Origin of the sequence: Streptomyces sp. NPDC000151 (genome assembly GCF_040301705.1) — a bacterium.
In the GTDB taxonomy this organism is placed as follows: domain Bacteria; phylum Actinomycetota; class Actinomycetes; order Streptomycetales; family Streptomycetaceae; genus Streptomyces.
On record NZ_JBEPFC010000178.1, the window covers coordinates 1 to 14500 of the forward strand.

Here is a 14500-nt window from a genome sequence, read left to right on the forward strand (position 1 = left end):
GCGGAGCGCAGGGCGCGCGCGGCGCGGCCGGGCGCGGGCGCTTCGGCCTCCGGGGCGTCGACGACGGGGGCAGGGGCGGTCACGGGAGCCTTTCCGGGGGCGGGCTACGCCCCGTGCAGTACCGGTACGTGCGTCTTTCGCGCCGGCACCTCGTTGTGACCTTCGCCTGTCTTCGCACTGATCTTTGACTGCGAGATTATGGGAGAGCACGCGCTGCTCAGAACTCGTTTGCCCCTGAGGCACACTTCTTGCCCCGCTCCACTTCCTGAAACGGATTGGACAAGGCGACGGGTGTCACACGCATGATGGAGGGACTTCTGAGCAGGGTTTCCAGTCGGAAATCGTCGCCAGTTCCCTAGAAGGAGTGCCATGAGGATCGGAATCGTCGGAGCCACCGGCCAGGTCGGCGGTGTGATGCGAGGGATCCTCGCCGAGCGGAACTTCCCCGTGGAGCAGCTGCGGCTGTTCGCCTCGGCACGGTCCGCCGGACGGACGATCCCGTGGCAGGACACCGAGATCACGGTCGAGGACGCGGCGACGGCCGACTACTCGGGCCTGGACATCGTCCTCTTCTCCGCGGGCGGCGCGACCGCCAAGGAGCTGGCGCCCAAGGTCGCCGCGGCCGGCCCGATCGTGATCGACAACTCCTCCGCCTTCCGCCGCGACCCCGAGGTGCCCCTCGTGGTCTCCGAGGTGAACCCGCACGCGGTCGCGGACCGCCCCAAGGGCATCATCGCCAACCCGAACTGCACGACGATGGCCGCCATGCCCGTGCTGCGCCCGCTGCACGACGAGGCGGGGCTGACCGCGCTGGTCGTCGCGACGTACCAGGCGGTCTCCGGCTCCGGCCTGGCCGGCGTGGCCGAGCTGGACCAGCAGGCCCGCAAGGCCATCGAACAGGACGCGACGAAGCTCACGCACGACGGCGCCGCGGTGGAGTTCCCCGAGCCGGACAAGTACGTCCGCCCCATCGCCTTCAACGTGCTGCCGATGGCGGGCTCGATCGTGGACGACGGCCTCAACGAGACCGACGAGGAGCAGAAGCTCCGCAACGAGAGCCGCAAGATCCTGGAGATCCCCGAGCTGAAGGTCTCCGGCACCTGCGTGCGCGTCCCGGTCTTCTCCGGCCACTCCCTCCAGGTCAACGCCCGCTTCGAGCGCCCGATCAGCCCCGAGCGGGCGACCGAGCTGCTGGCGGGGGCGCCCGGCGTGGCCCTCTCCGACGTGCCCACCCCGCTGGAGGCCGCCGGCCAGGACCCGTCCTACGTCGGCCGCATCCGCAAGGACGAGACAGTCGAGCACGGCCTGGCGCTCTTCCTCTCCAACGACAACCTCCGCAAGGGCGCGGCGCTCAACGCCGTCCAGATCGCGGAGCTGGTCGCCGCCGAGCTCAAGGGCTGACGCCTTCACGACGACGCCCGCGGGGCCCGTACGGATCACGTCCGTACGGGCCCCGCGCCGTTCAGGGCCCGCCGGTCAGGGCCTGCGCACCCGGCTACGGCCGGCGCACCTCGAAGTGGAAGCAGCCGTACTCCACGGCCCGTACGTGCACCAGCGCGGTCTCCGGGTCGGCGAACGCCTCCGTCAGCGCCCGGTCGACGGCCGCGTCGGCGTCCTGGGGCAGCTCCAGCAGCGCTCCCCCGGCGATGTGCCCGGCCGCGGTGTACCGCCGCAGGACCCGCAGCGCGCCGGGCCGCGCGAACGGATGGCCCACGGCGTCGCGGTCCGGTCCGGCGCACTCCTCGGCGTGAATGAAGACCGGCCCCTGCTCGTCGTACGCGCCGGGCTCGGCGCCCGTCGCGGCGGCCCACCGCCGCAGCGGCGCGTACGACACGAGCGCGACCCGCTCCCCGGCCCGCACGCCCCGCAGGCAGCATCGCAACGGGCTCCCGACGCACTCCACCGGCACCCCGTCCTCGGACGCGGTGAACGGCCGCATCGCCTGCCCGGCGTCATCGGCGGTACGCAGTTCCTTGAGAGCGACGGCCCCGATGGGCCGCGCGAGGTAAGTGGTCATACCTCCACCCTCGCCGCCCCGCGCCCAGAACTCCGGCGGAAAACGGACGCGACGCTGCCCGGGGCCCGGCTCGCTCCGAGGCCGCGCCGCGACGCCTCCTTGTCTCCCACCCCCTGTCACCCCGTGGAGTGGTGGCCGCGTGGAAGGATGGGCGGAACGTCCGATGCGAAGGAGATGACCGCGTGCCTGGCACGAATCTGACCCGCGAAGAGGCGCAGGAGCGGGCGCGCCTGCTGACCGTCGACGCGTACGAGATCGATCTGGATCTGAGCGGCGCGCAGGAAGGGGGCGTTTTCCGGTCCGTGACCACGGTGCGTTTCGACGTGGCCGAGGACGGGGCGGATTCGTTCATCGATCTGGTGGCGCCGGCCGTGCACGAGGTGGTGCTCAACGGCGCGCCGCTGGACGCCGCCGCCGTGTTCAAGGACTCGCGGATCGCGCTGACGGGACTGCGGTCCGGGCGCAATGAGCTGAAGGTCGTGGCGGATTGCGCCTACACCAATACGGGTGAGGGGCTGCACCGCTTCGTCGACCCGGTGGACCAGCAGGCTTATCTGTACACGCAGTTCGAGGTGCCGGACGCGCGGCGGGTATTCGCGTCGTTCGAGCAGCCGGACCTCAAGGGCACGTTCCAGTTCACGGTGAAGGCGCCCGAGGGCTGGACCGTGGTGTCCAATTCCCCGACGCCGGAGCCCACCGACAATGTGTGGTCCTTCGAGCCGACACCGCGGATCTCCAGCTACATCACCGCGCTGATCGTGGGCCCGTACCACGCCGTGCACAGCAGTTACGAGAAGGACGGGCGAAGCGTGCCGCTGGGCATTTACTGCCGGCCCTCGCTCGCCGAATTCCTGGACGCCGAGGAGATTTTCGCGGTCACCCGGCAGGGATTCGACTGGTTCCAGGAGAAGTTCGACTACGCGTACCCCTTCGCGAAGTACGACCAGCTCTTCGTGCCGGAGTTCAACGCGGGCGCGATGGAGAACGCCGGCGCGGTCACCATTCGCGACCAGTACGTCTTCCGCTCGAAGGTGACGGACGCGGCGTACGAGGTGCGCGCGGAGACCATTCTCCACGAGCTCGCGCACATGTGGTTCGGCGACCTGGTCACCATGGAATGGTGGAACGACCTGTGGCTGAACGAGTCGTTCGCGACGTACACCTCGATCGCCTGCCAGGCGTACGCGCCGGGCAGCAAGTGGCCGCATTCCTGGACCACGTTCGCGAATTCCATGAAGACCTGGGCCTACCGCCAGGACCAGCTGCCCAGCACGCACCCGATCATGGCCGAAATCCGTGACCTTGACGACGTGCTCGTCAATTTCGACGGCATTACGTACGCCAAGGGCGCGAGCGTGCTGAAGCAGCTCGTGGCCTATGTCGGTATGGATGAATTCTTCCGGGGCGTGCAGCAGTACTTCAAGGCGCACGCGTACGGGAACACCCGGCTCTCCGACCTGCTCGGCGCGCTGGAGGAGACCTCCGGCCGGGACCTGAAGACCTGGTCGAAGAAGTGGCTGCAGACGGCCGGCATCAACATCCTCCGCCCGGAGGTCGAGACGGACGCGGCGGGCAACGTCACCTCCCTCGTCATCCGCCAGGAGGCCCCCGCGCTCCCCGAGGGCGCGACCGGCGAGCCGGTGCTGCGCCCGCACCGCATCGCGGTCGGCTGCTACGACCTCAAGGACGGCAAGCTCGTCCGCTCCGACCGCATCGAGCTGGACGTGGACGGCGAGCGCACCGAGGTGCCGTTCCCCGCGAACACCCCGCGCCCTGCGGTCATCCTGCTCAACGAGGACGACCTGTCGTATGCCAAGGTCCGCCTCGACGAGGAGTCCCTGAAGACGGTCACCGCGCACCTCGGCGACTTCTCCGAGTCGCTGCCGCGCGCGCTGTGCTGGGCCTCGGCCTGGGACATGACCCGGGACGGCGAGCTGGCCACCCGCGACTACCTGGAGCTGGTGCTCTCCGGCATCGGCAAGGAGTCCGACATCGGCGTGGTGCAGTCGCTGCACCGCCAGGTGAAGCTGGCGCTGGAGCTGTACGCGGCGCCGGAGTGGCGCGAGACCGGCCTCGCGAAGTGGACCGACGCCTGCCTCAAGCAGCTGCGTGCCGCCGAGTCCGGCAGCGACCACCAGCTGGCGTGGGCCCGCGCGTTCGCCGCGACGGCCCGTACGACCGCGCAGCTGGACCTGCTGCAGAACCTCCTCGACGGCACCGAGGAGATCACCGGCCTCGCCGTCGACACCGAGCTGCGCTGGGCGCTGCTGCAGCGGCTGGCCGCCACCGGCCGTGCCGACGAGAAGGCCATCGCGGCGGAGCTGGAGCGGGACCGGACCTCGGCGGGCGAGCGGTACGCCGCGACCGCCCGCGCGGCCCGCCCGACGGCGGAGGCCAAGGCCGAGGCGTGGGCGTCGGTCGTGGAGTCGGACAAGCTCCCGAACGCCGTGCAGGAGGCCGTCATCGGCGGCTTCGTGCAGACCGACCAGCGCGAGCTGCTCGCGCCGTACACGGCGCGGTACTTCGACGCGCTCAAGGACGTGTGGGAGGCGCGCAGCCACGAGATGGCGCAGCAGATCGCCGTCGGGCTCTACCCCTCGCTGCAGGTCTCGCAGGAGACGCTGGACGCGACGGACACCTGGCTGGCCTCGGCCGAGCCGAGCGCGGCGCTGCGCCGCCTGGTGACGGAGTCCCGGGCGGGCGTGGAGCGTGCGCTGAAGGCCCAATCGGCAGATGCGGCTGCCGCCTGACGGCGGCGCTGAACGCGCAGTTCCCCGCGCCCCTTAAGGGGCGCGGGGAACTGCGCGAGCAACCCACGCGGCGGGAGAGCCGGACGCGGAGGGGCAGTGGCACCGCCCGGCGTCGGCGCGCCTATCGCTGCCGTCCGCCGGACGAGTTGTAGGGAGCGGAGCTCAGCTCAGCTCGTCGAAGCGGCGGCCCAACGCGGCGCGACCCGCCTCCGTGAGGCCACCGTGCACCCGCATGCGGGCCAGGCCGCCATCGGGGAAGACATCCAGCCGGACGTGCGTGGCGGTCACAGCGCTCGGCAGCGCGAAGCGGTGGGGCGTGTCGGGCTGCAGCTTCGTCTTCGGGAGGATCTCGAACCACGAGGAGTCGTCGGCCGGGTCGGCGGTGGCCGCATCGCAGCCGTACAGCGCCGCCCAGCCCGCGGAGTTGCCCTTGAGGTACGCCGTGTCGATCTCGATCGCGCGGATCTCGCCCTGCGCGGCGAGGCGGAAGCGGACCCAGTCGTTGGTGCCCTTGACGCGGCGGCGGCGGTTCTCCCAGCCGTCGTCCATCTTGCGGGACAGGTCGGGCTGGATGATCTGGGTGGGCGAGGAGTAGAAGCGGTCCGAGGCGTCCTCGACCGCGCCGCCGTTCAGTACGGAGGCCAGGTCGATGGTGCCCAGTACGTCCAGCCACGCGGGGTCGGCCACGACCTCGCCGTGCACGCGCAGGCGGGCTATGCCGCCGTCGGGGTGCTGCTTGAGGCGGAGGTGGGTGAAGCGGCGCTCGGCGGTGACCTCGAAGCCGTTGGCGGCGTGGCCGCGTACCGGCGTGCGGGGGACGATCTCCTCCCACTTCACGTCGTCGGCGAGCAGCTCCTCCGGGCTCGGGCTGCCCGGTACGGCGGTGGCCTCGACGGTGACCTGCTGCGGGTAGTTGCCGCGGAAGTGGGCGGTGTCGACGATGACGCCGCGGATCACGCCGGGGACGGCGAGGCGGATCAGCGCCCAGTCGTGCTCGTCGTCGGTCGGGAAGGGGTGGTCACCGTCGGCGCCGCGGCGGCGCCGGGTCTCCCAGCCGTCCATGATCTTGCCCTTGTGCCCGAAGTGCTCCGGGTCGAACACGGCGCGCTCGCGCTTCAGCAGGTTCTCCCGCTCGGCGAAGAACTCGTCGTTCGCGGCGATCACGCCGGCGCCGAAGCGGCGGTCGGCGAGGTCGACGAGCGAGGTGAAGGCGTAGTCCCCGCCGCGGTAGTCGGCGTAGGGGTCGCCACCGCCGTACGGAGCGGCGTCGTTGGCGTGCGGATCAGTGGAGGAGGCGGCCGGGGTGGTGGTCATCTCTGCCCTTCGTCGTCCGGTGGTGGGAGCGCGGAGCGCCCGGGAAGCGCTCACCACCGACCTTCGCAGAGGCGTTCGGGCAGGTCTATCGAAAGTTTCTGGAGTGGCCGTGAAGGAGAACTGAAAGGTACGACCGGCGGAGTCCTCCTCGAACTGGGGTGATCAGGGACGGGGCCGGGGCCGGATGACGCTCACGCGTCGGTGAGCTCCGCGGCGACCTGCCGCAGCGCGCCCAGGACGCGGGACATGCCCGGCGCGTCCTCCGCTCCCCGGCGCGCCGCCGCGATGACATGGCGGCGCGGCTGGTCGGCGTGGAGCACCCGGACCGCCACCCCGGCGCCGCCGCGCTCCGGCCGCATCGCCATCCGCGGGACGAGCGCCACGCCCATGCCCGCGGCGACCATCGCCAGGATCGCCGCCCAGTCGGCCGCCGCGTGCGCCTGCTCCGGTACGAAACCGGCGTTCTCGCAGGCCGTGGTGGTGATCTGGGACCAGGGCCCGCTGCGTCCGAAGATCCACGGCTCGCCCGCGAGATCGGCCAGCCGCAGCCCCGGCTCGGCGGCCAGCGGGTGGCCGGCCGGCAGCGCCACGTCCAGCGGGTCGGCGAGCAGCGACAGCCGGGCGAACTTGGGGTCGCGCGGGGTGGGCGCGTGCGCCGCGAGGGAGAGCGCGAGGTCCACGCTGCCCTCGGAGAGCAGCTCGTACGCCTCGGCCGCCTCGGCCTCCCGTACCCGGACGACCAGGCCAGGGTGGGTGCGCCGCAGCTGCTCGACGGCCGGCACCACCAGCGCCGGGATCGCCGTGGAGAACGCGCCGACCTGCACCTCGCCGGCCTCGCCCTGCAGGTACCCGAGCAGCTCCGCGTCCGCCCGCTCCAGCTGCGCGAAGACCGCGTCGGCGTGCCGGAGGACGAGGTGGGCCGCGTCGGTGAGGCGTACCCGGCGGCCGTGCGCCTGGAGCAGGGTCACCCCGAGCTGCTTGGCGAGCCCGGTCAGCTGCTGCGAGACCGCCGAGGGCGTCATGTGCAGCGCCTCGGCGGTCGCGGTCACCGTGCCCAGCTCGCCGAGCGTGCGCAGGATGCGCAGCTTCTTGATGTCCCAGTCGGCCATGCGGGCAGCGTATGCGGTCACCGGCCGGCTCTTCGCGGTACACCGGCGGCGAGCACCACGCCGCCCAGGATCAGCACCATGCACAGGACCTGGACCGGGCCCGTGTGTTCGTCGAGCAGGGCGAGGGAGAGCAGGGCGACGCAGACCGGCTGGAGGTAGTAGACGGCACCCGCGCGGGCCGCGCCGATCAGGGCGATGGCCTTGTTCCAGGTGAAGAACGCCACCGCGGAGGAGAAGATCCCGACGTACAGCAGCGGGCCGACCGTGTCGACGCCGGGCGTGAAGCCGCCCTGCACGGTCAGGCTGACGGCGTACGCGGGCGCCAGCAGCAGCGTGCCGATGATGAAGGTCACGCAGAGGAAGACCGGCCCGGTGAGCTCCGCGGGCTTGTGGCGCACCAGCGCGCTGTACCCGGAGAAGCACGCCATGGCGGCCAGCATCCACAGCCCGCCGGAGGCCAGGTCCAGCCGGAACAGGGCCGTCGGGTCGCCCTTGCCGATCAGCGTGAGGACGCCGGCGGTCGCGACCAGCATGCCGGCGGCGCGCCGGGGACCGATCCGCTCGCCGCCGCGCCCGAAGCGCCCGAACAGCGCCATCAGCGTCGGCGACGCCGCCATGATCATGCCCATGGTGCCGGCCGTGGTGGTCAGCCCCGCCTGGTGGACCAGGGTGTTGTAGAGCGACACCCCGAGCAGCGAGGCCAGCAGCAGGAAGCGGAAGTGGCGGCGGACGATCGCGCGTTGCCGCCAGACCTGCGGGAGCGTCATCGGTGCCACGGCGAGCAGCGCGATCACCCACCGCCAGAAGACGGCCTGCACGGGCGGCACGCTGGTGTGCAGCGCCCGGGTCGCGACGAAGCTGCCGGACCAGAAGACGGTGGCGGTCAGCGCGAGCGCGAGGCCGGTGAGGGCGGCGCGGCGTACGGCCCGGGGTGCGCTCCCGGGCCGTACGCCGCCTGCGCGTTCTTCCCGTACTGATTCCAGAGCTGTCACGGCTTCCTCTCGTCGGTGCGGATGGCACCTACCGTGACAGCGCGGAACTCCTCAGGTCCATCGAATGTTTTTGACGATTCCTTTCAGCTGACCTGAAGAGTCAGAAAGGGAGTCAGCCGGTCAGCCGACGCGGGCCGCCTTGCGGGCCTCACGGGCCGCCAGCCGCTCGTCGAACTTGCGCGCCTGGTCGTCCAGGCCGCCCATGAAGAGCCCCAGCTCCTCCTGCGCCTTCAGGCCCTCCGGGCCGAGGCCGCCGATCTCCAGGACCTTCAGGAAGCGCAGCACCGGCTGGATCACGTCGTCGTGGTGGATCCGCAGGTTGTAGATCCCGCCGATCGCCATCCGGGCCGCGGCCCGCTCGAAGCCGGGCATCCCGTGTCCGGGCATCCGGAAGTTGACCACCACGTCGCGCACCGCGCACATGGTCTGGTCGGGCGCCAGCTCGAAGGCCGCACCGAGGAGGTTGCGGTAGAAGAGCATGTGGAGGTTCTCGTCCGTGGCGATCCGGGCGAGCATCCGGTCGCAGACCGGGTCGCCGGAGTGCCGCCCGGTGTTCCGGTGCGAGATGCGGGTCGCGAGCTCCTGGAAGGCCACGTACGCCACGGAGTGCAGCATGCTGTGGCTGTTGTCGGCTTCGAACCCCTCCGACATGTGCGCCATCCGGAAACGTTCCAGCTGGACCGGGTCGACGGCCCGGCTGGTGAGCAGGTAGTCCCGCATCACGATGCCGTGCCGGCCTTCCTCAGCCGTCCAGCGGTGCACCCAGGTGCCCCACGCGCCGTCCCGTCCGAAGAGGGTCGCGATCTCGTGGTGGTAGCTGGGCAGGTTGTCCTCGGTGAGGAGGTTCACGACCAGGGCGGTGCGGCCTATGTCGGTGACCTTGGACTGCTCGGGCGCCCAGGGCTCGCCGCCCATCACGCCGTCGAAGTTGCGCCCGTCGCTCCAGGGCACGTACTCGTGCGGCATCCACTCCTTGGCGATGTCCAGGTGGCGGTTGAGCTCCTTCTCGACGACTTCTTCGAGCGCGTAGAGGAGTTGAGCGTCGCTCCAGGCGGTCTGGCCGCGCTCTCCGTCATGGTGGGCGGGGGCGATGGTCACGGGGGTCTCCTGGGGACGTGGAGAATGCCTTACGGAACCGTAGGTTACGGCATCGTAGGTTAGTTCCCCGTCAAGACGGCCCGCCAGGGCAACCGGGTGAATCGGCGGAAAATGGACGCATTCAGCACGACAAAAGGCGCCGAACGGTTCGTACAAACCATTCGGCGCCTTGCAGCGTCTGGGGTGGCCCGAAGGCCGGGTGTCAGCTCTTCTTCGCCTTGCGGGACTTGTCGCCCACCATGACCAGGCCGGCGATGATCAGGAAGAGGACGATCGGCGTCGCCACGTAGAGGCCGAGCGTCTGGATCACGCTCAGGCCCGGACCCGGGTCGTCACCATCGTCGCGGGTGAGCGCGAAAGCAGGGGACGACATCAGCAGCAGCAGCGCGGTACCGGCGGTGATCGTTCCGGCGCGCAGGGCGTGGTTCTTGACCTTGTTGCTCACGCTCTTCAACGTATCGGACGCCTGAACGGCCCGCGCGTCCGGGGTGCCCAAAAGGGCCCAAGGGCGTGTGTCCAGGGCCCGGCCTCGGCGGCCCAGGGCCCGGCCTCCGCGCCCTAGGGCCTGGCCTCCGCGTCCGCCGCCGGGGCGCGGTCCGCCCGGCCGAACTCGCGCATCAGCGCCCGCAGCCGCGGCGACTCCGCGATCTCCTCCAGCGTCATCGGCCGCCCGTCCGGCGCCGCGACCGGCAGCCGCCAGTTCGGATACTCGTCCGAGGTGCCGGGGAGGTTCTGCGGCCGCCGGTCGCCCACCGCGTCCGGCAGCCACACGCCGACCATCCGTGCCGGGGTCCGCAGCAGGAAGCGGTGCAGCGCCGCGACCGCGGCCTCCTCGTCGGCCGCGGCGTCCCCGGTGGCCGCGCCCGCCGGCAGCAGCCCCAGCGCGACCAGCCACTCCAGCCAGGTGGCGACCTCGGCCGCTTCGGCGGCCCGCTCCTCCTCCAGGGAGCCGTCCAGCAGGCCGATGCGGTGCCGCAGCGCCGCGTGCTCGCCGGTCAGCCGCCCTGCCGTACTGGGCAGGTCGTGCGTGGTGACGGTCGCCAGGCAGTCCGCGCGCCAGTCCCCCGGCGGCAGCGGCGGCTGCTCCTCGGCGGTCCAGTCGCGCTCGAACCACAGGACGGACGTCCCGAGCACGCCGCGCCCCTCCAGCGCCTCGCGCACCCCGTTCTCCACCGTCCCCAGATCCTCGCCGATGACCGTGGTGCCGGCCCGCCCCGCCTCCAGCGCCAGTACGGAGAGCATCGCCTCGGCGTCGTACCGGACGTAACAGCCCTCCGTGGGCGGCCGGCCCTCCGGGATCCACCACAGCCGGAACAGGCCCATCACGTGATCGATGCGGAGCGCGCCCGCGTGCCGCAGCAGGCCGCGCAGCAGCGCGCGGAAGGGCGCGTACCCGGTCTGCGCGAGCGTGTCGGGGCGCCAGGGCGGCAGCCCCCAGTCCTGGCCGCGCGAGTTGAAGGCGTCCGGCGGCGCGCCGACGGACATGCCGGCCGCGAAGGCGTCCTGCCGGGCCCAGGTGTCGGCGCCCGACGGATGCACGCCGACGGCCAGGTCGTGGACCAGCCCGACGCGCATGCCCGCGTCGCGCGCGGTGCGCTGCGCGGCGCCGAGCTGCTCGTCGGTGAGCCAGGCGGCCCGGCGGTGGAAGTCGACGCGGTCGGCCAGGGCGCGCCGCGTCCGCTCCGTACGGGCCGAGCGCGGGTCGCGCAGCCCGTCGGGCCAGCCGCGCCAGTCCGGGCCGTGCGCCTCGGCCAGCGCGTACCAGGTGGCGTGGTCCTCCAGGTCCCGGCCCTGGACGGCGCGGAAGGCGTCGTACGCGGCCTGCCGGGCCGTGCTCAGCGGCACGGTCCGCAGCAGCTCCAGGGCTTCCTTCTTCAGCTCCCAGACCGCGTCCCGGTCGATCAGCGCGCCGTTCTTCAGGACGGCGTCCCGCAGCGCGGCGGCCTTCCCGGACAGCTCATCGGCCCGCTGCCGGGCCGCGTCGGACAGCTGCCCGAATTCGGGCACGTCCTCGATCCGCAGGTGCACGGGGTCGGGGAAGCGGCGCGAGGAGGGGCGGTACGGGGAGGGGTCGGTCGGCGGTCCCGGTACGGCCGCGTGCAGCGGGTTGAGCTGGACGAAGTCCGTGCCGAGCGTCCGCCCGGACCAGTCGGCCAGCCGGGCCAGGTCGCCGAGGTCGCCCATGCCCCAGGAGCGCCGGGAGAGCAGGGAGTAGAGCTGGACCATGAAGCCGTGGCCGCGGCCGGACGCCGGGGGCATCCGGTCGGGCGCGACGACGAGGTGGGAGTGCGCGGCGCGACCCTCGGGGGAGTAGGCGCGCAGCAGGTGCACGCCGGGCGGCAGCGGTGCCGCGCGCCCGCCGGGCACCAGGCCCCAGTCCAGCGTCCGCCCGTCCTCGGTGTCGACGCACAGCGTGGTGCCGCCGGGCAGCCCCGCCAGGTCCGGCGGGCGGCCCTCGCGGGTGACGAGGGTGGGCGGGAGGAGGGCACGGGCCGGGCCGTATTCGTACGCGTCCAGTGCGGCGCGGACGGCCTGCGGCGTGGAGGCGTCGACCCCCAGTGCGGCGAGGACGGCTACGACCGTGTCCTCGGGTACATGGACGGTGCGGCCCGGCGCGGGCTCGTAGGACGTGGTGACGCCGTGCAGCCGGGCGAGCCGCGCTCGGCCCATCAGACCTCCATGGGCTCCGTGCCGTAGCCGGCGGCGGCGGGCTCACTGGTGAGCGGCAGCCCGGCGGCGATGGGGGTCTCGCTGGTCAGCGGGGTGGTCTCGGCGAGCGGGGGCTCGCTGGTCAGGGGTGGCTCGGAGAACATGAACGAGCCGCATCCGTCCAAGCCGCAGTCCGGGTCGGAGACCCCTGCCAGCAGATCCGGCTCGGTCGGTTTGGAGAGGGCGTCGAGAAGAAGCTGAGCGGACGGAGCCACGAGGGCCTCCCGTTCGTCGAGAGTAGGACACGAGGGCCTTACCCAATCCATGCCGTCGCAGACGTATCCGGTCGCTAAACGTGCGCCACCTCACACCCTCGCTCTGACGAACGATTTCACGGTGCGAGCCGGTCACTCACGCAGGAGATACCGACTAATCGGACATCATAGCGAAACTCCTGCGGCATTTCGCGCGGACCGGCACCCCCCGCGCGTCCCGGCCGCCGCATAGGGCAAAGGGGGCACTTCGGTAACCGTCGTTGACACCTCGACCCCCGAGTGGTGGGCTCACAGCCAATGGCTGCCGCTCCGCCGACCGACCACACGGAGCAGGCCGGGCCAGTGAGGCCGCAGACCGACGGGGACGAGGAGAGGCCGTGCGATTCCGTGGCGCCGGCGCCAGGAAACGGAACGGCGCCGGGTCCGGCGCCAGGGTGGCAGGCACGACGGCACTGGCCGCCGCCGTCATAGGGGGACTCTTCGGCGGCGTACCGGCCGCCCAGGCGGCCCCCGACGAACCGGCCGTCGGCGCCCCCGACCAGGCCGCCGACGCGGGCGAAGCGCCCGCCGTCTGGCCGCGCCCGCAGTCGCTGCGGTCCCTCGGTACCGCCGTGCCGCTGGGCACCTCCGTCACCGTCGTCGCCGCCGAGGACAGCGACCCGTACGCCATGGACGCGCTGCTGAAACTGCTGCGCGGCGCCGGGGTGCGCACGGTCCACGAGGCCGAGCCCGGTGCGCCGCTGCCGTCCGACGGGCCGCTGATCCGCGTCGGCGGGCGGCAGGCGGCCGACGCGCTGCGCGCCCTGCACGCCCCGGCCCGCGGCACGGACCTGCCCTCCGGTGGCTACCGCCTCGCCACCGGCCAGGTCGCGGGCCGCGCCACGGTCGCCATGGAGGGCGCGGGACCCGACGGCCTCTTCCACGCCGTGCAGACCCTGCGGCAGCTCGTCACGCGGGGCGAGGACGGCGCGCACCGGGTGGCCTCCGTCGCCGTACGCGACTGGCCGGGCACCGCGGTCCGCGGCACCACCGAGGGGTTCTTCGGCGCCCCCTGGTCCCAGGCCGAGCGCCTCGCCCAGCTCGACTTCATGGGCCGTACGAAGCAGAACCGCTTCCTCTACGCGGCCGGCGACGACCCCTACCGCCAGGCCCGCTGGCGCGAGCCCTACCCGGCCGCGCAGCGCGCCCGCTTCCGCGAGCTGGCCGAGCGGGCCCGCGCCAACCACGTCGAGCTGGGCTGGGCCCTCTCCCCCGGCCAGTCCCTGTGCATGTCCTCCGAGGAGGACCTGCGGGCGCTCAAGCGCAAGGCCGACGCGATGTGGGCACTGGGCGTGCGCAGCTTCCAGCTCCAGTTCCAGGACGTCAGCTACAGCGAGTGGCACTGCGACGCCGACCGGGACGCCTTCGGTACGGGCCCGGAGGCGGCCGCCCGCGCCCAGGCCAAGGTCGCCGGCGCGCTCGCGGCCCACCTCGCGGAGCGCCACCCCGGCTCCGCGCCGCTGTCCGTCATGCCGACCGAGTACTACCAGGACGGCTCGACGAAGTACCGCGACGCGCTGGCGGCCGCGCTCCCGGACCGGGTGGACGTGGCCTGGACCGGCGTCGGCGTCGTCCCGCGCACCATCACCGGCGGCGAACTGGCCAAGGCCCGCGAGGTGTTCGGGCACCGCCTGATCACGATGGACAACTACCCGGTCAACGACTACGCCCAGGACCGGATCTTCCTCGGCCCGTACACCGGGCGCGAGCCCGCCGTCGCCACCGGCTCCGCCGCCCTCCTGGCCAACGCCATGGAACAGCCCACGGCCTCCCGCATCCCGCTCTTCACCGCCGCCGACTACGCCTGGAACCCGCGCGACTACCGCCCCCAGGAGTCCTGGGAGGCGGCCCTCGACGACCTCGCGGCGGACCAGGCGGGCGGCGCCGCCGTCACGGACGCGGACCGTGACCGGCTGGCCCGCACCCGCGCCGCGCTGCACGCCCTCGCCGGCAACGACGCCTCCTCCGTCCTGCACACCGGCGAATCGGGCTACCTCCGCCCCCTCATCAACCGCTTCTGGACGACCCGCGCCGCCGCGCTCGACAGCGGCGACCCGGATCATGACAAGGAGTACGCCAACGCGGCGGCCGCCCTCCGCGCCGCGTTCACCACGATGAGCGAGACGCCGGACCGGCTGACCGGCGGCCTCGCCACCGAGGTACGCCCATGGTCCGCACAGCTCGCGCGGTACGGGCGGGCCGGCGTGCAGGCGGTCGACATGCTGCGCGCCCAGGCCCGCGGCGACGGCGCGGCGGC

General features: G+C 72.6%; 11 protein-coding genes. 3 read left to right on the top strand and 8 right to left on the bottom strand.

Translation table 11 applies throughout. From position 1 onward, the window contains the following. The first annotated feature begins 369 nt into the window (after window positions 1-369). Window positions 370-1401 carry an aspartate-semialdehyde dehydrogenase gene (locus tag ABT381_RS31670; RefSeq protein ID WP_351600283.1) on the top strand — a complete coding sequence of 344 codons (1032 nt, stop codon included), beginning with the start codon at window positions 370-372 and terminating at the stop codon, window positions 1399-1401. A 94-nt stretch (window positions 1402-1495) separates the two neighbouring features. Here ABT381_RS31670 and ABT381_RS31675 read toward each other — a convergent pair whose 3' ends face one another. Further along, the gene (locus ABT381_RS31675; RefSeq protein ID WP_351600285.1) at window positions 1496-2017 is read right to left on the bottom strand and encodes a DUF1203 domain-containing protein; all 522 of its coding nucleotides are present in this window, start codon (window positions 2015-2017) and stop codon (window positions 1496-1498) included. Between the two features lie 182 nt (window positions 2018-2199). Between ABT381_RS31675 and pepN the strand changes: the two genes are divergently transcribed. After that, window positions 2200-4767 carry an aminopeptidase N gene (gene pepN / locus ABT381_RS31680; protein ID WP_351600287.1) on the top strand — a complete coding sequence of 856 codons (2568 nt, stop codon included), beginning with the start codon at window positions 2200-2202 and terminating at the stop codon, window positions 4765-4767. 162 nt (window positions 4768-4929) lie between these two features. Here pepN and alc read toward each other — a convergent pair whose 3' ends face one another. From alc to ABT381_RS31715, 7 genes are all read right to left on the bottom strand, one after another. Next, window positions 4930-6081: an allantoicase gene (gene alc, locus ABT381_RS31685; RefSeq protein WP_351600289.1), complete on the bottom strand. Its 1152-nt coding sequence runs from the start codon at window positions 6079-6081 to the stop codon at window positions 4930-4932. A 191-nt stretch (window positions 6082-6272) separates the two neighbouring features. Next, the gene (locus tag ABT381_RS31690; RefSeq protein ID WP_351600291.1) at window positions 6273-7190 is read right to left on the bottom strand and encodes a LysR family transcriptional regulator; all 918 of its coding nucleotides are present in this window, start codon (window positions 7188-7190) and stop codon (window positions 6273-6275) included. Between the two features lie 17 nt (window positions 7191-7207). Then, the gene (locus ABT381_RS31695; protein ID WP_467754260.1) at window positions 7208-8182 is read right to left on the bottom strand and encodes a DMT family transporter; all 975 of its coding nucleotides are present in this window, start codon (window positions 8180-8182) and stop codon (window positions 7208-7210) included. 120 nt (window positions 8183-8302) lie between these two features. Beyond that, on the bottom strand, window positions 8303-9280 hold the full coding sequence (locus ABT381_RS31700; protein ID WP_351600293.1) for an acyl-ACP desaturase: 978 nt from the start codon (window positions 9278-9280) through the stop codon (window positions 8303-8305). A 202-nt stretch (window positions 9281-9482) separates the two neighbouring features. Beyond that, a complete protein-coding gene (locus ABT381_RS31705) occupies window positions 9483-9725 on the bottom strand; it encodes a hypothetical protein (protein WP_351600295.1) in 243 nt (80 codons plus the stop codon). Window positions 9726-9838: 113 nt separating this feature from the next. Further along, a complete protein-coding gene (gene malQ / locus ABT381_RS31710) occupies window positions 9839-11950 on the bottom strand; it encodes a 4-alpha-glucanotransferase (protein ID WP_351600297.1) in 2112 nt (703 codons plus the stop codon). Then, entirely contained in the window at window positions 11950-12204 is a 255-nt protein-coding gene (locus ABT381_RS31715) for a hypothetical protein (protein WP_351600299.1), read from the bottom strand. The genes malQ and ABT381_RS31715 overlap by 1 nt, the downstream gene beginning before the upstream one ends. A 434-nt stretch (window positions 12205-12638) precedes the next feature. Between ABT381_RS31715 and ABT381_RS31720 the strand changes: the two genes are divergently transcribed. Beyond that, window positions 12639-14500 (top strand): glycoside hydrolase family 84 protein (locus ABT381_RS31720; protein ID WP_351600303.1); only part of this gene is annotated, 1862 nt, incomplete at its 3' end.